The following is a 20,417-nucleotide window of genomic DNA, read 5'->3' as shown; positions in this document are numbered from 1 at the left end:
GCGCCTCGCACCGATGATGCGACGGGTGCGAGTCACGAGGCCAGTGTGCGGCGGCAAGCTTAAGCGGATCTTAAGACGGCCGACCGTCATGTAACGACATGTAGCCGCCTGCACATACCGCAGCGAAATGGCGTCGGCGGCGCGTCGATCGCATCCCCGTGATACGCCGCCGCCGACATCGGAACGCACCGGCCCGCTGACACTCCGTCCCCCTCGATGAAGGCACCTCAGTCAGGAAACATCCACGCAAAAACGTAATGCTTTGAAACACTTCTAACAGGCGTCGTAATTGCCCGGCAGGGGTGTCAGGCCTAGACTCTGAGGCGTCAACTCCAGGGCGGCGTTGCGTCGACTCAGGTCGAAATCGGTGTGCGACGATCTTCATCGTCGGACGGGTGAATGGATGGCTTCGAATGCCATCGCTCCGGTTTCACCCAACTCGTATTCGACGCTCGTCCGCGAGGCGGAATCCACCGCGCCCGGAGTTCGTTCTTCGAGGTCTGTGTCGTGAAACGTCTTCCTGTAGTCCTCGGCTTCGTCGCCGTGGCCGCCGCGATGGCCAGCAGCAGCGCCTTCGCCTGGCATAGCGGCGTGCGCGTCTGGGTCGGCCCCGGCTATTACCCGTATCCGTACGCTTATCCCTACGCCGCCCCCACGCCTTACTACGCACCGCCGCTCGTCGTCGTCCCCACCCAACCGCAGCAATACGTCGAGCAACCGCAACCCGGCGCGCAAAACGATCAGCCCGGTGCGAGCAGCGACACCTGGTACTACTGCGACAAGGCCGGTGCCTACTATCCCTACGTGAAAACGTGTCCTGCCGGATGGCGCGAAGTGCCCGCGCAACCGGCGTCGAACTGATCGGGAGACACGTGATGTCATTCGAATCACCCAGCCAATTGACCCGACCTGACGCGCGAACGACGCCAACGACGCCAGCGACGCATGACGCAGCACCCGCGCGCCGCGTGCGCATGCCGCGCCTCGTAGCCCCCGTCGCCATCGCAATCGCCGCTGCCACACTCGCCGGCTGTGTCGTCGTGCCCACCGGGCCGAGCCTCATGGCGCTGCCCGGTACGGGGAAATCGTTCGATCAGTTCCGTCAGGACGATTTCAACTGCCGCCAGTACGCCTCCGGCCAGAACGGCGGCATCGACGCCACCACGGCAGCCAACAACAGTGCCATCGGCAGCGCCGTGCTCGGTACCGCCCTCGGCGCTGCGGCCGGTGCCGCGATCAGTGGCGGCTCAGGTGCCGCCATCGGTGCGGGTGCAGGCCTGCTCGCAGGCGGCGCGGTGGGCGCCGGCAACGCGCAGTCGTCTGCATATCTGACGCAAAGCCGCTATGATCAGGCCTACGTTCAGTGCATGTATGCCTCCGGCAATCGCGTTCCTGTGCGCGGCGACATGGTGTCGTCGCAACCCGTTCAGCGCTATGCACCGCCGCCGCCTCCGCCGCCGGGCTGGAAGCCGCCGCCCGGCAGCTACTGATCCCGTAGCGACATTAACGATAATTGCGATGTGACGGACGTCGGCCGACGTCGCCCCTGCGAGGCGAGCGAACCGGCGTCTACGTCTTCTCGCTAGAGATTCCCGATGGCCCACAAGTCGACTGTCCGCGTTGCCTCCAATGCCCCCTTTGCCCATTACATCCCCTCGCTCGCGTTGTTGCGCAAGTCGCTGTGGTGGATGCTTCCCGCCGTTTTCGTGACGGCACTGGCCGTCACGCCGCACGCTCACGCGCAAAACACGCCGGCACCGGCGAACGGCGCCACGGGTGTGGGCGGATCGGCCCCGGCAGGCGGTGCGTCGGCATTCAACCCGACGGCCGACATCTCACGCGCCGTCTCCCGTGACAGCGCCGACGCCGCCATCCAGAACAACTGGAACAGCATCATGCGTCCGCCCGTGCAGGCCAAGCCCGAAGAGAAACCGGCCGACACGCCGCGTCGCGGTCGCCGTGGCATCACCCCGGGTATTTCGACGAACTGATCTGCGGCCGGTAACCGGCCTGGGCGACGAAGATTGCCTAGCGTGATGTCCGGGCAGCGCCTCACGCGGCATTGCGCCGTCTGAAGTTCGCTGGTGCCAGCACAACGCCGGCACAATCCATCGTGCCGATCCACTGCCGTTTGTCCGGCTGGAATTCGCCGGATCTCCCGCCTACTATGAGAATCATCAGCAGGATCCACTCCCTGGTGTTCTCATGCGACTCTTCCTTGCCTTGTGGCCCGGGCCGGGCGTACGTGCGCAGCTTCACGACTGGGCCCGGTCGGCCCATGCAGAATGCGGCGGACGCATACTTCGCGCCCAGACCTTGCATCTGACGCTCGCATTCCTAGACGAGGTCGACCCCGCACGTCTGCCCGTGTTGCTCGGGCTCATGCAGCGCACGCCGCTCGATCCATTCACGCTGACAGTCGATCACCTCGGCTACTGGTCCGACCGAAAGATCGTCTGGGCAGGCGCGCCGAGCGTGCCGGACAATCTCCTCTCCACACGCGACGCGCTGCTCTCGCAGTGGCGAGCGACCGGCGCACGCGTCGTGACGCAAGCGTTTCGTCCGCACGTCTGCCTGTTGCGCCATGCGCGTCGCGCGCCGTCCGATCTGTCTCCGCCACCGCTGGTCTGGCAGTGCGATGGCTATGTGCTCGTCCATTCGGTACGCACGCCGCGCGGGCCGCATTACCGCGTGCTGGCCGAGCATCACGGCGGGCAGCCGGAAGGCTTTTTCGAGACCTCACCCGAGAAATCGGCAATGCCGTCAACGCAATACGGTATAGTCGGATGACGATGCACCGGCCGGCCGGTCGGCGCATCGGTTTCTCGTCATTCGCAGGAGGCTCAAGTGCAAGTCGGATCGATCGTCAAATCCAATCACATCGCAGTGCCGCGTGGTGCCGTTGGCATCGTGACCCGTGTGCTGGGTCACATGGCGATGGTTAAGTGGTACGCCGGCCAACCCGGCGCGTCGCGCGAACTCAACACTGAACCGTTCGATATCGTCGACCTGATCGAAACAGGCGATGTCATGCCCATCAGCGGAAGCCCGATTCTGCACTGATCGTGGTGCAGCGTCGTCAGACGCTCTGAAAGCCTGACCCAACAAAACGCCGGCCCGTCTTACGAGGGGCCGGCGTTTTGTATTGTGACGACGCGCAATGCGCTCGTTCAACGCATTCCGTACGCCTATTCCGAATTCCGCGAGATGTCTTGCACGTTGCCACAACCGGTCAGACGTGCCCCGCCCGTTGACGCATCAGTGCGTCCAGACGCGCCGCCATGCGTTCGCGCCGCTTGCGCGAAGTGCGATACAGCAGCACAGCCATCGCCATCAGCACCACACACGCGATCACGAATACCCCGTACGGCAGCGTATCGCCCTGCAAGCGCAGGCTGACCTGCGCGCGTGTCTCCGCTGTGCAGATGATCGTGCCCGCGCGCATGCCGGTGTAATGCATCCCGCACACGGCCACCGCCATGACCAGCGCCGCCAGCGCACGTTGCAGGCTGGTCTCCAGATGAAACGCCAGCCATAGCGCCACGCTCGCCGCCACGATGGCGATGAGCACCGAGAGCGCAATGATCGTCGTATCCCATTCGAAGTACGCCTGCGTGCGCACCGCACTCATGCCGAGATAATGCATGCCGGCAACGCCCAGACCCGCCCCCACGCCACCGACGGCGCATTGCAGTGCGTTTCGATACGGCGCCCGCGCGACGTACCAGAGCGCCAGTCCGGAGACGATCACTGCCAGCAGGAGGCTACCCAGCGTAGGCCAGAGCGAATAGGTAACGGGGAAGGGCATGCGTTGCGCGGCCATGCCGATGAAATGCATGCCCCAGATACCGATGCCCCCGAGCGCGAACGCCGCCACGATGACATAGCCGGCGCTGATACGTCCGTCCTCATCGCGAATCCGCGACGCGGCCACCAGCGCGACATAGGCACCCAGCGCCGATATCACGAAGGACAGCAGGACAAGGAACTCGCTGTAATACAGGGGAACGACGCTACCTGGCTGCATGGGCTTATCCTGTGGTTTTTCTTTTCGCCGGACCGCCGTTGGGCGAAGGGACGAGAGTTTCTTATTTGAGCCTGCGAGACAACGGACGGCGTGACGACAGCACCCGTGGACAGCGACGCAGCATGGCAAACGTCGGGCGCTACGGGCGATTCAATCCTGCCGCCCCTACGGCGTCAAGAGGTAAAACCGTCCGGCGTTCGGCCCAACTGGACGAATCGCCGCAGCCGACGCTCAACCCATGAACCGCCCCGGCCGCAAACCCTTACGGGACGCGTAATTCACGCAAGACGTGACGAGTTGCGAGACAGTAACGAGCGCATCCTGACGATTTAGAGACTCGCTTCCAAACCCGCGTCGCACAACGCGCGGGATGTGCGGCACCATCCGGGAAAGACATCGATCGTGCGGCGCCACGGGCGCCGGCCGTCGTTTCAGGGAGACGCATCACATGGCAGACGCTGCCACCGCAACCTCCGCCGCCGCGCCGACCGGCGCGCCGCTTACCGGCGGGCGACTGGCCATCCTGACCGTCGGGCTCGCGCTCGGCACGTTCATGGAGGTGCTCGACACGTCCATCGCGAACGTTGCCGTGCCGACCATCGCCGGGAGTGTCGGCGTCTCGAACAGTCAGGGGACGTGGGTGATCAGCTCCTACGCAGTGGCCGCCGCCGTCGCCGTGCCGCTGACCGGATGGCTCGCGAGGCGCGTGGGCGAAGCCAGACTGTTCGTGCTCTCGGTCATGGCCTTCACGATTGCGTCGATGCTGTGCGGCCTCGCGCCCAACATGGAGTCGCTCGTCTTCTTCCGTCTGCTGCAAGGGCTCGTGTCCGGCCCGATGGTGCCGCTCTCGCAGACCATTCTGCTGCGCAGTTTCCCCGAGAAGAAACGCGGGCTGGCGCTTGGCCTATGGGCGATGACGGTGATCGTCGCGCCGATTTTCGGTCCCGTGGTCGGCGGCTGGATCACGGACAACTACACGTGGCCGTGGATCTTCTACATCAACGTGCCCGTCGGCCTGTTCTCGGCAATCTCATGCTTCCTCCTGCTACGCGGTCATGAAACCAAGACGCAGAAGCTGCCCATCGATCTGATCGGACTCGCGTTGCTGGCCATCGGCGTCGGCTCGTTGCAGATGATGCTCGACCTCGGCAAGGACCGCGACTGGTTCAACAACAGTCTGATCGTCACGCTCGCGCTTACCGCCGCGATCTGCCTGTCGTTCCTGATCCTGTGGGAGCTGACGTCGGACAAACCGATCGTCGACCTCACGCTCTTCAAGGATCGCAACTTTGCGCTTGGCGTCGTGGTGATTTCGTTCGGCTTCATGACGTTCTTCGCCTCGGTCGTGATCTTCCCGCTATGGCTGCAAACGGTGATGGACTACACCGCCGGCAAGGCCGGGCTGGCGACAGCGCCCGTGGGTCTGCTGGCGCTCGTGCTGTCGCCGATCATCGGGCAAAACATGAACCGGCTGAATTTGCGGGCGGTGGCGTCGTTCGCGTTCTTCGTCTTTGCCGGGGTGTCGTTCTGGAACTCGCATTTCGCGCTGAATCTGTCGTTTGCGAAGGTCATCGAGCCACGACTGGTGCAAGGCATCGGGATCGCCTGCTTCTTCGTGCCGGTCACGACCATCACGCTCTCCAGCATCTCGGACGACCGTCTGGCGGCCGCCTCCGGCCTGTCGAACTTCTTCCGTACGCTTTCGGGCGCCATCGGCACGGCGGTCAGCACGACAATGTGGGAGGACCGCGCCATCTACCATCACGCGCGGCTCGCCGAACACGTCACCCCGTATTCGGATGCCACGACGAGCTACCTCGATCAGTTGCGCCAGGGGCTGGGGCTGGCGAACGGCGCCGATCTCGGCATGCTCAACGATCTGGTGACACGCCAGTCCTTCATGCTGGCGACGAACGACATCTTCCATTTGTCGGGGTATGTTTTCCTCGCGATGGCCGCGCTCGTCTGGCTGACCCGGCCGAAGCGGGGGGCGTCGGCGGCGATGGGGCACTGATGGCGCGTCAATGACAGGCTGAACGCTCGTAGGCCGTGCCTTTTTGGTCGGGTGCCTCATTGGGGTCGCCGAATCGCGCGCTATCGGGACGATTGCGGCAGGTCGCCGTCGCTTTTGAGGCGATCGTTCCAGAAAAGCAACAATACTTTTCGGCTTCACGGCTTCTGGCCGTCACAGCCCGGCAGTAACATGCAACTTTGCGCGCCGACTGGCGCGCGTTCGTCGTCTGCGGCCTCGCTTCGGCCAACCCTCATCCGCCAACAGGTACCCGGCATGTTGTTCAATATGATCGCCCGCTTCGGGCTCTGGCTCGTCTTCCTGAACATCTTCGGACAGGCGCTGGGGCTGCCGCTGCCGGCCTATCCCACGCTCATCGTGACGGCATCGACGTCGCTGTTCTCGCCGCTGCTGATCATCGCCCTCGCGGTCTTCGCCGCATTGCTCGGCGACGCGCTCTGGTTCCTCGCCGGACGTCGCTACGGTCACCACATCCTGCGTCTGATGTGCCGTCTGTCCATCTCGCCGGACACCTGTGTGAGCCGCACGGAAGGGGCGATCGGACGTCACGGCGTGCGGGTGCTGATGTTTGCCCGCTTCGTGCCGGGGCTTTCCGCGCTGTCGGTGCCGATGGCCGGGGCGCTCGGCGTGCCGTGGCGCACCTTCCTGCTGTACGACGCCATTGGCGCGGTGCTCTGGTCGGGTGTCGCCGTGGCGCTCGGCGTGGGCTTCGCGTCGCACATCGTGGCCGTGCTCGATGCGTTCGACACGCTCGGTCGCGGCGTGCTGTGGCTGGTAGTGCTGGTCTTCGCGCTGTACCTGCTCAATCGCTGGCTGAACCGTTACCGCCTGCTGCGTTCGCTGCGCATGGCCCGGATCGGCGTAAAGACGCTCGAAGGCTGGATGAAGGACGAGATCACGCCGGTCGTGATCGACGTGCGCTCCGCCGCACGCCGCGCCGTCGATCCCTTCACGATTCCGGGGGCGCTGGCCATCGAGCCGGACCAAATCGCCGAGAAGCTGCGGGATATCCCTCGCGATCGCCGCATCGTGGTGTTCTGCGCCTGTCCCAACGAGGTGACGGCCGCGAAACTGGCCCAGCAACTGCGTCAGCAGGGGTTTGCGGAAGTGCGTCCGTTGCTCGGCGGACTGGATGCCTGGCGTGATGCCGGTTATACCGTGGAGAAAATCGACGGGATGGAAATGCTCGTGCCCGCACACTGAGTTTTCGACGATGGCGCATTAGATTGCGCACAACTGAATGACGCGCGCTTTTCCGTACGGAAGCGCGCGTTTTCTTTCTTAGACGTCGGTGAGCGTATCGCGCAATTGCAGAAGCAGGTTGCGCAGCGTCTTTTGCGCGGTATCGGATTGCCCCGTGGCGGCCTGAATTTGTGCCGGCACCTGACGCGCCTCACGACGCAGACTCACGCCACGCGGCGTCAGGTCGATGAACACCTGACGTTCGTCCTCTTCGCCACGACGACGCGTCAAAAGTCCCATGATTTCCAGTCTTTTCAGCAACGGCGTGAGCGTGCCCGAGTCGAGACCGAGACGCGCACCCAACTGATTGACGGCGATGTCGTCCTGTTCCCAGAGCACGACCATGGCGAGGTATTGCGAGTAGGTCAGACCCAGTCGGTCGAGCATCGGCTTGTGGGCCTTTGTCATCGCCAGCGATGCCGAGTACAACGCGAAGCCCAGTTGATCTTCCAGACGCACGGGCGATTTTTGTGCGGCCTTTTTGCTAACTGCCATTCGGGTATTACGCTTGAGTTCCAATTCGATTGCGCGCCATTCTATTTCACCGCGTGGAATGTGACCAGCAATGTGATGGGGCGTTGAAGGTGTCCATGAGGGGCAAAGGCCGGAAGGGCGCACCGTCACTGAATTCGTGTCGAAGGATGGGCCAACCGGGGTCGCGCGGGAATTAGGCCGCCAACAGACGCCATGCAATCAGTGGCCTAGCGAAAGGGCGCTACGTCCGCCAAAGCGCCAAAATCCCTCTCTAAAACCCGCTTCAAGCCTCGAAATTTACCTTTATCTGAATAACGTTCAGAAACGAGTCGTCGGTCGGAGGGTCTGCAAAATCCACCGAACTTGAAAAATCGGTGGAATCCGTCAGAGCCAAAATCGATCACGGATCGACGACACCCAATCGACATCGAGCGATGCGCCGAAACGGCACCGATACCCTGACGAAAAATGCCTTACCTGAGCATTATTCAGTTTCTACGGTCAATTTGATCGTCCGGCGGTGCGCTTTCAAAAAAAGGCGTCGGTCGATACCATGAGGCCCACTACGACAACAACCGCCTCCTATCCGTGTCAGCCGTGTCCGCTTGGGCCAAATTGCCCGTCGTCGTGTGGGTGCGACGTCAATTCGCGCCGAACACCTTGCAAATCACGTTGCTGCTGGCCGGCATCGTGGGACTGCTGGGGGCGTTGGCGACCGTCGCGTTCCGTGAGGCGCTCTCGGGTCTGCAATTTCTGCTCGCCGGACACCGCAGCGGCATGGTCGAGCTGGCGCAGGACCTCAACTGGTGGCAGCGTCTGCTGCTGCCGACCGCCGGCGGGCTCGTCGCCGGCCTGATTCTTCAGTACGCCTCGCTGTGGGTGCCCAAGAAGGGCTCCGACGACTATATGGAGGCGATCGCCATCGGCACGGGCGTGCTCAGTCTGCGGCAAACGCTCGTCAAGAGCCTGTCGTCGCTGTGCTCGGTCGCGTCCGGGGCATCGATCGGCCGGGAAGGGCCGATGGTGCAGCTCGCCGCGATGTTTGCCTCACTCGTCGGACGCATTCTGGCGTTCCCGCCCGAGCGCCTCCGTCTGCTGGTCGCTTGCGGCGCCACCGCCGGTATCACGTCGGCTTACAACGCGCCGATTGCGGGCGCGTTGTTCATCTCCGAGATCGTCTACGGCTCCATTTCGACGGCAACGCTCGGGCCGCTGGTCGTCGCGTCGGTCATCGCCAACATCGTCATCCGCCAGTTCCTCGGCTACGACGCGGTCTATCAAATGCCGCGCTTCGACTTCGTTTCCGGCTGGGAAGTCCTGTTCTACATGGGCCTCGGCGTGCTGGCCGGCGTGCTCGCACCGTTGTTCCTGCGCCTGCTCGACACCGCCAAGGCGCGCTTCGGGGCCTTGCCCATCCCGCTGTTCCTGCGGCTCGCGCTCGGCGGCCTGATCGTGGGCGTGCTCTCGTTGCAGGTGCCGCAGGTCTGGGGCAACGGCTACAGCGTGGTGAACTCGATCCTGCACACGCATTGGGCCTGGCAGGCGCTCGCAATGGTGCTGGTGTTCAAGGTGCTGGCGACGGCGTCGTCCGCCGGGTCCGGGGCGGTCGGCGGGGTCTTCACGCCCACGCTCTTCGTCGGCGCCGCGCTCGGCAGTCTTTACGGCATCGCGATGAACGCGCTTGCCCCGGCAACGGCGTCGGTGGCGAGCAGTTACGCGGTCGTCGGTATGGGGGCGTTTCTTGCGGCCACGACGTACGCCCCCCTGATGTCGATTCTGATGATCTTCGAGATGACGCTGAGTTATCAGGTCGTCCTGCCGCTCATGCTGGCCTGCGTGACCGCCTATCTGACGGCGCACACGCTGCGCGCCGACTCGGTCTACGCAAAGTCGCTGCGTCGCAATCAGGTGGCTGGCCGCTGGTTGTCGATGACGGGCGAGGGCAGCGAGATGCGGCTCTCGTCTCTGGCCGTGGATAACGAGGATAACGACGCCGTCGTGAGCGCCGCCGACAGCTCGGATGCCATTGGCGAGCGCTTCGTCGACACCGGATACCGCAACCTTGTGGTGCGCGCGCAGGATGGCCGCCTGATCGGCACGCTCGACGCCGCCAGTTGGTGGCGACGTCAGGCGACAGGCAAACCGGAACTTTGGACGGAGATCGTCACGCCCTGCAAGGCGCTCGACGGCGACATGGCGCTGGTCAGCGCATTGCGCTCGGTGGGCAAGATGCACGCCGACTGGGTGCCCGTGACGGGCGCCGACGGCGAGTGGCTGGGCGTGGTGTCGCTGCCGGGGCTGATCGAAATCGTCACCGAAGAGCGGGGAAGCGAATGAGCCGCCGTCCGGGCAGCAGCCCGATCACACCTGCGCAACCGTCCACGACGGAAGACGGCACCCCCTATTCAGACGCCTTCGAAGACGTCTATCACAGCACGGGCGGTGCGCTCGGCCAGGCGCGGTACGTCTTTCTCGGTGGCAATGGCTTGCCTGAGCGCTGGCGGGGGCGCGAGCAATTCGTGATCGTCGAGACCGGTTTCGGTCTGGGCCTGAATTTCCTCGCGACGTGGGCGGCCTGGCGCGACGACCCCCAACGTCCCGCCCGGCTGCACTTCGTGTCCGTGGAGAAATATCCGTTCCGTGCGCTGGATCTGCGCCGCACGCTCGAACCGATGCTCGTGCAGCCCGGCATGACGGAACTCGCGCCGCTGGTGCAACGGCTGTGCGAAGTATGGCCTTTGCCGGTTGCCGGCTGGCACCGGCTGGACCTCGCCCCGGGCGTGGTGCTGAGCGTGGGGTTCGGCGACGCGACCGATCTGCTGCCGTCGCTGCGCGTGGGGGCGGACGCCTTCTATCTCGATGGCTTCTCCCCGTCACGGAACCCCGACATCTGGACGCTGGAGATCTTCAAGTCGCTCGGTCGGCTGGCGCGCGATGGAGCGACGCTGGCGACGTACACCGCCGTCGGACAGGTCCGTCGCGATCTGATCGCCGCGGGCTTTCAGGTCATCCGTCATCACGGGTACGGGCCAAAACGCTCGATGCTCGCCGGGCCCTATGCGCCGCCGTACCGCATGCGCCGTTACGATCCGCCTGCGGCCCGCACGCCACGGGCGCAGCACACGCGTGAAGCGATCATCGTGGGCGCGGGGATGGCCGGGGCAGCGATGGCGCGACGCCTCATCGCGCGCGGCTGGCGCGTTCGGCTCTTCGAGCGGGCGCAAGCCCCGGGGACGGCGGCGTCAGGCAATCCCGCAGGCGTCTTCCATCCGCAACTCTCGGCCGATGACAACGTGCTGTCGCGTCTGACGCGCGCCGGTTTCCTCTACGCGCTCTCGCAATGGCGAACGCTCCCGGGCGGCCTGCCCGGACACGCCGACGGCCTGCTTCAGGTCGCCACGACCGACACCGAGGCGCAGGCGTTGCAGCAGGTCATGGAAGCGCACGCGTATCCGGACGCGTATGCGAAATGGGTCGACGTGGCGCAAGCCTCGGCGCTCGCCGGAGAAACGCTGGCCCACGGGGGGGTGTGGTATCCGGAGGGCGGCTGGCTTGCCCCGGCCATGTTGTGTCGCGCCGAACTGGTGGCGTCGGGGCCGTCGCTGGATGCGCGCTATGGCGTGAGCGTCGAACGGCTGGCGCGACGTGAGGACGGCCGCTGGACGGCGTTCGACGACACCGGACGCGAACTGACCACCGCCGATGTGGCAATCGTGACCGCTGCCGACCTCTCGCAAAAGCTGCTGGCGCCGTACCTCGACCCGACGTACCTGCCGGTCAGACGGGTTCGCGGGCAACTGACCTTCCTGCCGCCCGACGCGCTGCCCGAGCTTCGTGTGCCGGTTTGCGGCGACGGTTATGTCGCGCCATCGCTATTGGGGGGCGCTGGACCCATCACAGGCGCGACCTACGGGTTCGACGATCCGGCCGAGGAAGTCCGTCTGGCCGATCATCAGGCCAACCTGCGTCGGCTAGCCACCTTGCTGCCCGCGCACGCAGCGGCCTTTGGCGACGGTGGACTGGCCAGTGAGAGTGCCGCCGCCGAGTTGGGCGGACGCACGGCCTTCCGGGCACTCGTCCCGGATCGTCTGCCGATGGCCGGGCAACTGCCGGATGTCGCGGCCATCGAGCCGCTGCGGCGACGTCTGTCCGGGGGGCATCTGCGGGATCTGCCACGGCTGGACGGCCTGTACGCCAGCTTTGCGTTCGGCTCTCGCGGACTGGTGTTCGCGTCGCTGTGTGCGGAGCTCGTCGCCAGCCAGATCGAAGGCGAACCGTGGCCGATCGGCAGCGATCTGGCCGACGCCATCGATCCGGCACGCTATCTCATGCAGGCGCTGCGAAAGGCCTGAGACACCTTACGCGCCGAATGCCCGGGATGGCGTTGTCTCCAAGGTCAGCGGCCGTCTGGCTAAGTCCTCGCCAGGATCGTCAGATGAAACCCCGTTCAGCCCGTTATTCGCGCCCCGTCGGAGCGGTAGCGCTTCGGCTCAACACGTCCATTTTCTGAAAATGGTGGACCGTCTCGATAAATCGAATCTGACCCTATAGCGGTGCAAAGCCCGCCCCATGCGGGGGCGGCGCGCCCTGCCGGCGCTTGCCCCCGTACTTTCTGGCTACCCCGGCATTATCAAGTGCTCGAAGACTGTCGACGTCCCGGGTTGGCAGCGACGGGAGCTGCCTTCCCGCGACGTACTCGCCCGACATGCCCGTACGGCGGGCCTCCGGCCATCTCGACGACCGTTTGAAGGGCGTAAAAACCGAGTGTGGCAAAATGACCCCAACCCTTCGGGTCCGTCGCGCATTTGTCCTTCATCTGCAACCCCGCGCGCGACTTTCTTTCCTTTTCACCACTTGATGCGCCGTCAAGCGGCGCAAAGCGAGCATTAATGACGTCGGAACTGTCCCTTTTTCCGGGCTGGCCGCCGGCGCCCGATCCCGTTTTCTTCGCCGGGCTGGCATTGGTATTTGCCGGTCTCGCCGGGGAAATCTGTTTCCGGAGACTGCGCCTGCCGCGCATCACCGGTTACGCCGTGGTCGGGCTGGTCGGTGGCACCCTGGGTCTGTCTTCCATGCTGGACGCGCAAACGAGCGCGGCCATCCGGCTGCTGATCGACCTGGCGCTTGGCCTGCTGCTGTTCGAACTGGGCAGCCGCCTGAACCTGAAATGGATGCGGGCCAATCCCTGGATCATCGTCACGAGTGCGCTGGAAGCTTTGCTCACGTTCATCGCGGTCTACGCGGTCTTGCGTGTCTTCAGCGTGTCGCCGCTCACGGCGGTCCTCATCGCGTCCATCAGCATGGCGACGTCGCCTGCGGTCGTGATCCAGTTGAAGAACGAGTTGCGTGCCGAGGGGCAGGTGACGGAGCGTCTGCTGGCGCTCGCGGCGCTCAATAGCGTGTATGCGGTCGTGGCCGTCAAGCTGGTCTACGGCTGGATGCACCAGGCCTATCACTCCAGCTTCTGGGTCGTGCTGTTCCACCCGCTCTACCTGCTCATCGGCTCGATCGTGCTGGCGTTCGTGCTGGCCAAGGCCTGCAATCTGGTCTTTCGCAAGTTCGGTAGCCAGGACCATCACGCCTTCGTGATGCTGATCGGCCTGATCATGCTGATGGTCGCGCTGGTGCACATGCTCAAGCTGCCGAACTCGCTCACGCTGCTGCTCGCCGGGATCATCTTCCGGAATCTGGATGAGCGCCCGCAACTGTGGCCGGCGTACTTCGGCACGGCCGGATGGCTGCTCGCCGTGGTGCTGTTCGTGCTGACGTCGCTGGCGTTTCAATGGGAATACCTGGTACTCGGCGGGTTGGCGGCGCTGGCGATCATCATCGTTCGCGGCGTAGCCAAGGTCGTGGGCACGGTGGCCGTCGCCCATCAGGCCGGTATCAGTTACAAGCAGGCCGTCGCGCTCGGGTTGTCGTTGTGCCCGATGGCCAGTCTCGCGTTCGTACTCGTTGCCGACACGTACGACATCTATCCGCAGTTCGATCCGATGCTCAAGGCCGTGGTGATGTGCACCATCGCGTTGCTGCAACTGGCCGGGCCGCTGGTGGTCTATTGGGCATTGGCCCTTGTCGGTGAACGGAAGGATTAAGCCATGTCATTAGAAGAATTCATTCCCTCGAAGCCCTGCACCTTCGGGGTGGAGCTGGAGATGCAGATCGTCAATCGTCACGATTACGATCTGACCAAGGCGGCGGCCGACGTCATGCGGCTCGTCGCCAAGGAGTCGCATCCGGGCGATATCAAGCCGGAAATGACCGAAAGCATGATCGAGCTATCGACCGACATCTGTCATCACCACAGCGACGCCGTCTCCCAGCTCACGCGCGTGCGCGACGTGCTCGTGGCCGCGAGCGAGCAGCTCAACGTCGGGTTGTGTGGGGGCGGTACCCACGCGTTTCAGCGCTGGAGCGAGCGGACGATCTACGATTCCCCGCGCTTTCACTTTCTGTCTGAACTCTATGGCTACCTGGCCAAGCAGTTCACCGTTTTCGGCCAGCACGTTCACATCGGCTGCCCGGATCCGGACAGTGCGTTGTACCTCCTGCACGCCATGTCGCGTTACATCCCCCATTTCATCGCGCTATCGGCCTCGTCGCCGTACGTGCAGGGGGTGGACACCGGCTTCCACTCAGCCCGTCTGAACTCCGTTTTCGCCTTCCCGCTGTCGGGTCGTGCACCGTTCGTGCTCAAGTGGTCGGATTTCGAGACGTACTTCGACAAGATGGTGAAGACGGGCGTTGTCGAGAGCATGAAGGACTTCTACTGGGATATTCGTCCTAAACCGGGTTTTGGGACGATCGAGGTCCGGGTGATGGATACCCCCTTGTCAGTAGGTCGTGCGGCCGCTATCGCCTGTTATATCCAGTCTCTGGCCCACTATCTGCTCAACGAGCGTCCGTTCGAGCTCAGTGAAGACGATTATCTGGTCTACACGTTCAACCGCTTCGAAGCCTGCCGGTTCGGTCTGGAAGGCGCTTACGTGGATCCGCAGACCGGTGAGCGGTCGATGCTCGGCGATCACATCACCAAGACGCTCGAGATCATCAAACCGCATGCGGCGGCGCTTGAAGCCGAAGGTGCATGCGAGGAGATTCGCCAGTTGGTGGCATCCGGTAAAAACGACGCCGTGTGGCTGCGTGAGGTTCATGCAGACGCCAAATCGCTCAACGAGATGGTCCGGCAGCAATGCCTGCGATGGGCAGCACCCCCTGAACGGGCTTTGTAGCCTGATCCCGGTCATTAAGCGATCGGTGTGAAGAAACCCCGCCTTGGCGGGGTTTTTTCTTGCCTGGCGGGTTTGTGTCGGGCGTTCCCGGATGCGGTCGTCTGTGGTGACGCCGTGGGGGCGGCTGTGCGGCACACCACGGGATTCGCATCCGGTTCGTGCCGCCCTCGCGGGCAAAGCCCTACGAGAGGCCTTTTCCGAGGTCGTTAGTGGGACCGATCACGCATCGCAAGCGCTGCGTTTTCCACTGTTCAGGACGACAGGGTTTTGCCGTTTTTGCGTCGCTCGTAGCAAGGTTTTAAGGTTTTAATAGGTTTACTGTATGTATACATAGTAGTAGTTAACAAAGGCAGCCAACTCCTGTGGATAACCACAGTTAACGTTGTGTAAACAGGAAGTTGCCGGATTGAGAACTGGATGGACAAACAGCGGGTATCCGAAGAACAACTCTGAACAGATTTTGACCCCTGTGGAAAGATTCGCGACTTATCCCGAACCCATGCACAACTACTCCGATAACTTATCCAGAAAGTTATCCACAGGCGCCTAAATATTGTGCAAAACACCCCCGAAAACACGGTTTTGTGGATAATTTTGACGTTCTCGGACTGGTTGACCGGTTCGCGGCTACAATCGCGCCACGTTGTTTTCCCGACCTGCCGTACGTGGTGCAAGAAGTGAATGATGTTGGTTTTGCTGGCCGTAACGAGCGATATCGTCCGTACTGTCAAATTTCTCAATTCGCGAGTCCCGAAGCGGCTGCTTTCGGACTCGCCGATCAGTTCTTTCCCTTTTTTCTCACGCGATGCGACTGCCGACGACTGACGACCGGCGGTTGTGTTTCAAATCATTTGCGTTCTGTCCGAAACGCAGGGTGGTCTGCGAGCATTCGTCGCATGGCTCGAAACGCGCGGATGTCTCGAATATCAAGAGATTTTCATTGGGGACGTAACGGGGACGTTGCGCTCGCGAAATGCATCGCTAAGGGCTACGAGCCGCGTCAGGTGAGGCTTTGCGAGACAGTTGAGAATTGGTGCGGGGTACGACGTGCTTCGATACGCCGCGATGCGTTACGCCAATTCAGTGAGCGGTGTAATTCGCATGGGATGCGAAATGATTTTTTCGGTGCGTCGCTTAGCCGCGCAAGTGCACAGGACACCAATATTTTGTAAACATCATGAGTAGGATTTGGGAGATCAGTACAAGAACTGATACGCCAAAATTAAACTCAGAACACACAATGGAATCGTGGTGGGGCGGCGCGTTCAACAGCGACTCGCCGTCGAGTATCGACACGGAAGTAGCTTAGGGTTTCCCCCGGGCGGGGCGCCAAAATATACGATGCACAAGGTAGAGACGTGTGATGCACCGCCCGTGAGTTCATTTGACAAGCTGTTTTATCGACGTATAGTTTTTAGAAATCCTAACGAAAATCATGGCTACCCCGACCCCACTTGATGAAGCGCTCTCCAAGCGCGTAACGGCAGGTTTGTTGCGCATGGGAACTGCGTTACGGAGCCACGCCTGGGAAGGCGCGGCACTGTCTGGATTGACGCCGACGCAGGGTGAGATTCTCACGCTCCTGCTCATGCGCGGCGTGCCGATGCGATTGGGCGAGATCGCGGAAGACGCCGCCCTGACATCGGCCACGGTCAGTGAGGCCGTGAGTACGCTCGAGAGCAAGGGACTCGTCGAAAAGCGCCGGGACGCCAACGACGGTCGTGCGCTGGCGCTGCGTCTGACCGCGAAAGGCCGCACGTCCGCCAAGCGGGCATCGCAATGGGCGAGCTTCGTGACGACGGCCGCCGATCTGCTGAGCGAAAAAGATCGGGCACAGCTGTACCGCATGCTCGTCAAGCTCATCTCCACGGCGGAAATTCGCGGCGATATGCCACAGCAGCGCATGTGTCTGACGTGCGAGCACTTCGAGATGTCGGCGCGTGGCAAAGGCACCTATCACTGCAATCATTTCAACACCACGTACGACGATTCGCGACTCGCGCTCGATTGCAATGCGCATGTTGAAGCGTCAATCGCCACGCGCAACAAAGTCTGGAAGCTCTACAGCAAGAGCTGAGCGGCGGGTTGGCATCGGCACGCTCGGGCACGATGCCTGAGCGGCGCGAATCAGGGGGAGAACGTCATCCGCGACCGGGTGACGTTTTTTTTCGTCAGGGGCTGTCACGCACATGACCGTCGCGTGCCTGTACACTGCGCTTTTTTGCATCCACGAAACCTCATCGCATAGAGATGGCAGCCAAGCGCAGAATCGAAGTCAGGAAGTCAGGCGTCCACGGAAAGGGTGTGTATGCGATCAAGCGACTCAAGAAAGGGGATCGCGTGATCGAGTACAAGGGCGAGATCATTTCGTGGCGCGAGGCGTTGCGTCGCCATCCGCATGATCCGGATCATCCGACGCACACCTTTTATTTCAGCCTGGAAGACGGCCGCTGTATCGACGGCAAGGTCGACGGCAACAATGCACGCTGGATCAACCACGCCTGCGCGCCGAACTGCGAGGCGCGGGAGGAAGGGGAGCGCGTCTACATCTATGCGATGCGCGATATTGAAGCGGGCGAAGAACTGTTTTACGACTACGGTCTGGTGATCGACGCCCGCTACACCAAAAAGCTCAAACGCGAATACGCCTGCCACTGTGGCAGCAAGGCCTGTCGCGGCACGCTGCTCGCGCCGAAGCGCTGAGCGCGTGAGGGAAGGAACGCGACAGGAAGGATCAGCGCGACGTCCGGTCGCCGGCAAACTGGTCGATGGCCAGCGCCAGCTTGACGTCGCGTTCGGTCAGGCCTTCGGCATCATGGGTCGAGAGGGTGATGTCCACGCGGTTGTAGACGTTGAACCACTCCGGGTGATGGTCCATCTTTTCCGCTTTGAGCGCGACTTGCGTCATGAAGCCGAACGCTTCGTTGAAGTCGTGAAACGTGAAGCTGCGCTGGATGGCGTCGCGGCCGACCACCTGGTGCCACTCGGGCAGCACTTCGGTCAGCGTGGCGCGTTCCTCGGATGTGAGTCGTGTTGTCATGGCATTCCTTTCAAGGCACTGTGAGACTCGACCATTGTTCCACAGGCTGGCGGTGCACGTGTGTAAGCGCTTTCCGATAGCGCGTGCCAAACTGGAAAAAGTACGTTCAGGCGCTGTCGAGGGTGCGCTGAATACGAGCGATGGACGTTTTTGGAGGCGATGACCCGGAACGCTCCGGGCCATGCCATCATGCTGGCAGCAGAATCCGCGCGTCGTCTGGCCGACGCGCGTTGGCCTCGAACGACGGCTGTGCGGCAAACGCCTTGAACAGTGCCGGCAGATCGGCACGCATGGCGTCGAACAACTGGGCAAAGTCGTCGATCACGAAGTACGTCTGCTGGAAGGTGTCGATGCGGTATTGCGTGCGTAGCACCCGTTCGAGCGAGAACCCGATGCGATTCGGCTCGCGCGACGTCAGCGAGAATTCGGTTTCGCCCCGGCTCGAGACGATGCCCGCGCCATAAATGCGAAGCCCGTCGCCGTCGCGCATCAAACCGAATTCGACGGTGTACCAGTACAGGCGCGCCAGCAGCGGCAGCGCACCGAGCGATTGCGCGAGCGTGCCGGCTTTGCCGTACGCTTGCATGAAGTCGGCAAACACCGGATTGGCAAGCAGCGGCACGTGACCGAACACGTCGTGGAAGCAGTCGGGTTCCTGAAGGTAATCGAGCTGGTCAGGGCGACGCATCCACCATGTGGCCGGGAAACGCCGATTGGCGAGATGATCGAAGAAGACGTCATCCGGCACGAGTCCGGGTACCGCTACGACCTGCCAGCCGGTTGCCGCCATCAGTTTTTCGTTCAGGCGTTCGAACTCGGGCACACGACGCGCGTCCATGTCCAGAGCACGAATGCCATCCATGAAAGCATCGCAGACGCGACCGGGCAACATGGCCGTCTGGCGTTCGTAGAGCTGCTGCCACACCGCGTGATCCACCGCGCCGTAATGTTCGACGGGTTGATCAATGGTGAAGTCGGGGCGGGTCGAGAGACCTGCGTCGAATTGCTCCTGGAGCATGGCGGTAAGGGACATGATACGAACGACTCAATCAAGCGATGACAATGTTTGAAAGTGTATTGCGCATGTCACGCGAAATGGGCGCATAATGCGCCTGTGGTGAAAGTCGTTTGCATAAATTTCGCATAAAAATGTGATTTATTGCGGAGAATCGTCATGCTTGATCTGGATAGCTTCGATTTGGCCCTTCTGGACGCCTTGCAGAAGGAAGGACGGGCCACCCATCATCAGTTGGCGGAGCATGTGGCGTTGTCGGCGTCGCAGATCGGTCGACGCCTGCAACGGCTAGAAGCCGCAGGGGTCATCGAGGGGTATCGCGTGGTATTGCGGCCCGAGGCACTGGGCCTGGCGGTAACGGCTTTTACGACGCTGCGCTTGCAGCACCATGGCGATCAGGTCATCGAGCGATTCCAGGCAGAAATCGATCTGCTGCCCGAGGTGCTCGAATGTCACGCGGTGGTCGGCGAGGCCGATTACCTGCTGAGGATCGTCGTTCCGGATCTGAACGCCTTGTCGGCATTCGTCATGAAGCGGCTGATGCAGGTGCCGGGCGTGGAGAACGTGCGCTCGAACATCGTGCTGAGCGCCTTCAAGCGCAGCAACGCGTTGCCGCTGAGCTACCTGTCGAACAACCGGCCGGCGCAGCGCTGAGCGCAGGCGGCACTCGCCGCCTCGCTTTTCGGGATACGGCGGATCGTCAGTCCTCCGGCATCAGCAGGGGCTTCACGTAGCGTCCGTAAATCAGCGACTGAATGAGTGCGACGGTGGAGCCGACCAGCACTTCGATCACGCGCAGCATGGCGAGGCTCAGTTCTTCGTGCAGGCCTTGCCCCTGTCCGCTGAGCGCCGCCGACATCAGAATCACCACTGTGGCTGGTCCGAGCCGCCAGTTCGCCGGATAGTTCTGAACCAGCATCGCGGCCAGCGTGGCGATCGTGATTCCCACGAGCATCGCCGCCAGTCCCGGCCCCATCACCAGCAAGACGATACACGCCACGATCGCACCGGTAATCGTGTTGATCGAGCGCGCCTTGAAGTTGCTGCGCGCCTGTAACGGATCGGGCTCCGTCACGATGATGAGCGAGATCATCGCCCAGTAGGGTTCGGGAAAGCCTGCTGCACGCAGGCCAAACCAGACGATCAGCGAGCCGCTGAGAATCTTCACCAGATAGACCAGCGCGTTCTTCTTGGGATGGAGAAAGGCGACGGACATGTGTGACGCACGCGGCGAATACGGAAAGACGCCAGTGTGACATAGGCGGCTTTCGCAGCCGCGATTGTCGCGACATCGATACGACGATTGAGACGAATTCCGAGAGGATCGATCAGACGTTTCCGAGCGAGGCGGGTAT

At 62.6% G+C, this 20,417-nt stretch carries 19 protein-coding genes; 14 read left to right on the top strand and 5 right to left on the bottom strand.

The window, feature by feature from the left end:
- The first annotated feature begins 507 nt into the window (after window positions 1–507).
- From PCA20602_RS07115 to PCA20602_RS07095, 5 genes are all read left to right on the top strand, one after another.
- Window positions 508–861: a hypothetical protein gene (locus tag PCA20602_RS07115; protein WP_150720634.1), complete on the top strand. Its 354-nt coding sequence runs from the start codon at window positions 508–510 to the stop codon at window positions 859–861.
- 113 nt (window positions 862–974) lie between these two features.
- Window positions 975–1,490 carry a hypothetical protein gene (locus PCA20602_RS07110; RefSeq protein ID WP_150720633.1) on the top strand — a complete coding sequence of 172 codons (516 nt, stop codon included), beginning with the start codon at window positions 975–977 and terminating at the stop codon, window positions 1,488–1,490.
- A gap of 105 nt (window positions 1,491–1,595) precedes the next feature.
- Window positions 1,596–1,991, top strand: coding sequence for a hypothetical protein (locus PCA20602_RS07105; protein WP_150720632.1), 396 nt, complete (start codon window positions 1,596–1,598; stop codon window positions 1,989–1,991).
- 214 nt (window positions 1,992–2,205) lie between these two features.
- Window positions 2,206–2,790 carry an RNA 2',3'-cyclic phosphodiesterase gene (gene thpR, locus PCA20602_RS07100; protein ID WP_150720631.1) on the top strand — a complete coding sequence of 195 codons (585 nt, stop codon included), beginning with the start codon at window positions 2,206–2,208 and terminating at the stop codon, window positions 2,788–2,790.
- A 57-nt stretch (window positions 2,791–2,847) separates the two neighbouring features.
- Window positions 2,848–3,063, top strand: coding sequence for a hypothetical protein (locus PCA20602_RS07095; RefSeq protein ID WP_069341069.1), 216 nt, complete (start codon window positions 2,848–2,850; stop codon window positions 3,061–3,063).
- A gap of 169 nt (window positions 3,064–3,232) precedes the next feature.
- Here the strand turns inward: PCA20602_RS07095 and PCA20602_RS07090 are convergent, their stop codons facing one another.
- Window positions 3,233–4,027 (bottom strand): MHYT domain-containing protein, encoded by a 795-nt coding sequence (locus PCA20602_RS07090; RefSeq protein WP_150720630.1) that lies wholly within the window; start codon window positions 4,025–4,027, stop codon window positions 3,233–3,235.
- 448 nt (window positions 4,028–4,475) lie between these two features.
- Here PCA20602_RS07090 and PCA20602_RS07085 point away from each other — a divergent pair, with 448 nt between their 5' ends.
- Complete coding sequence (locus tag PCA20602_RS07085; protein WP_150720629.1) at window positions 4,476–6,041, top strand: DHA2 family efflux MFS transporter permease subunit; 1,566 nt, start codon at window positions 4,476–4,478, stop codon at window positions 6,039–6,041.
- A gap of 273 nt (window positions 6,042–6,314) precedes the next feature.
- Window positions 6,315–7,262 carry a DedA family protein/thiosulfate sulfurtransferase GlpE gene (locus tag PCA20602_RS07080; RefSeq protein ID WP_150720628.1) on the top strand — a complete coding sequence of 316 codons (948 nt, stop codon included), beginning with the start codon at window positions 6,315–6,317 and terminating at the stop codon, window positions 7,260–7,262.
- Window positions 7,263–7,340: 78 nt separating this feature from the next.
- Here the strand turns inward: PCA20602_RS07080 and PCA20602_RS07075 are convergent, their stop codons facing one another.
- Window positions 7,341–7,796: a MarR family winged helix-turn-helix transcriptional regulator gene (locus PCA20602_RS07075; protein WP_150720627.1), complete on the bottom strand. Its 456-nt coding sequence runs from the start codon at window positions 7,794–7,796 to the stop codon at window positions 7,341–7,343.
- Window positions 7,797–8,402: 606 nt separating this feature from the next.
- Between PCA20602_RS07075 and PCA20602_RS07070 the strand changes: the two genes are divergently transcribed.
- From PCA20602_RS07070 to PCA20602_RS07045, 6 genes are all read left to right on the top strand, one after another.
- Window positions 8,403–10,112 carry a ClcB-like voltage-gated chloride channel protein gene (locus PCA20602_RS07070; protein WP_150721082.1) on the top strand — a complete coding sequence of 570 codons (1,710 nt, stop codon included), beginning with the start codon at window positions 8,403–8,405 and terminating at the stop codon, window positions 10,110–10,112.
- Window positions 10,109–12,127: a bifunctional tRNA (5-methylaminomethyl-2-thiouridine)(34)-methyltransferase MnmC2/FAD-dependent 5-carboxymethylaminomethyl-2-thiouridine(34) oxidoreductase MnmC1 gene (gene mnmC, locus PCA20602_RS07065; RefSeq protein WP_150720626.1), complete on the top strand. Its 2,019-nt coding sequence runs from the start codon at window positions 10,109–10,111 to the stop codon at window positions 12,125–12,127. Before PCA20602_RS07070 ends, mnmC begins: the two co-directional genes overlap by 4 nt.
- Window positions 12,128–12,664: 537 nt before the next feature.
- On the top strand, window positions 12,665–13,870 hold the full coding sequence (locus tag PCA20602_RS07060) for a cation:proton antiporter (protein ID WP_150720625.1): 1,206 nt from the start codon (window positions 12,665–12,667) through the stop codon (window positions 13,868–13,870).
- A 3-nt stretch (window positions 13,871–13,873) separates the two neighbouring features.
- Window positions 13,874–15,007 (top strand): YbdK family carboxylate-amine ligase, encoded by a 1,134-nt coding sequence (locus PCA20602_RS07055; RefSeq protein ID WP_150720624.1) that lies wholly within the window; start codon window positions 13,874–13,876, stop codon window positions 15,005–15,007.
- A gap of 1,435 nt (window positions 15,008–16,442) precedes the next feature.
- The gene (locus PCA20602_RS07050) at window positions 16,443–17,084 is read left to right on the top strand and encodes a MarR family winged helix-turn-helix transcriptional regulator (RefSeq protein ID WP_069341077.1); all 642 of its coding nucleotides are present in this window, start codon (window positions 16,443–16,445) and stop codon (window positions 17,082–17,084) included.
- A gap of 173 nt (window positions 17,085–17,257) precedes the next feature.
- Window positions 17,258–17,710: an SET domain-containing protein gene (locus tag PCA20602_RS07045; protein ID WP_069341078.1), complete on the top strand. Its 453-nt coding sequence runs from the start codon at window positions 17,258–17,260 to the stop codon at window positions 17,708–17,710.
- A gap of 31 nt (window positions 17,711–17,741) precedes the next feature.
- Here PCA20602_RS07045 and PCA20602_RS07040 read toward each other — a convergent pair whose 3' ends face one another.
- Both PCA20602_RS07040 and phhA read right to left on the bottom strand, forming a co-directional pair.
- A complete protein-coding gene (locus tag PCA20602_RS07040; protein ID WP_150720623.1) occupies window positions 17,742–18,047 on the bottom strand; it encodes a 4a-hydroxytetrahydrobiopterin dehydratase in 306 nt (101 codons plus the stop codon).
- A gap of 187 nt (window positions 18,048–18,234) precedes the next feature.
- Window positions 18,235–19,080 (bottom strand): phenylalanine 4-monooxygenase, encoded by an 846-nt coding sequence (gene phhA, locus PCA20602_RS07035; RefSeq protein ID WP_150720622.1) that lies wholly within the window; start codon window positions 19,078–19,080, stop codon window positions 18,235–18,237.
- Between the two features lie 141 nt (window positions 19,081–19,221).
- Here phhA and PCA20602_RS07030 point away from each other — a divergent pair, with 141 nt between their 5' ends.
- Window positions 19,222–19,716, top strand: a complete 495-nt coding sequence (locus tag PCA20602_RS07030; RefSeq protein ID WP_069341081.1) for an Lrp/AsnC family transcriptional regulator — start codon at window positions 19,222–19,224, stop codon at window positions 19,714–19,716.
- 46 nt (window positions 19,717–19,762) lie between these two features.
- Here PCA20602_RS07030 and PCA20602_RS07025 read toward each other — a convergent pair whose 3' ends face one another.
- Entirely contained in the window at window positions 19,763–20,278 is a 516-nt protein-coding gene (locus tag PCA20602_RS07025) for an FUSC family protein (RefSeq protein ID WP_069341082.1), read from the bottom strand.
- Between the last annotated feature and the right edge of the window lie 139 nt (window positions 20,279–20,417).

Origin of the sequence: Pandoraea capi, from assembly GCF_902459735.1 — a bacterium.
Classification (GTDB): Bacteria; Pseudomonadota; Gammaproteobacteria; order Burkholderiales; family Burkholderiaceae; genus Pandoraea; species Pandoraea capi.
The sequence above is the reverse complement of the archived record's forward strand: the minus strand, read 5'-3'. Positions and strand labels throughout refer to the sequence as shown.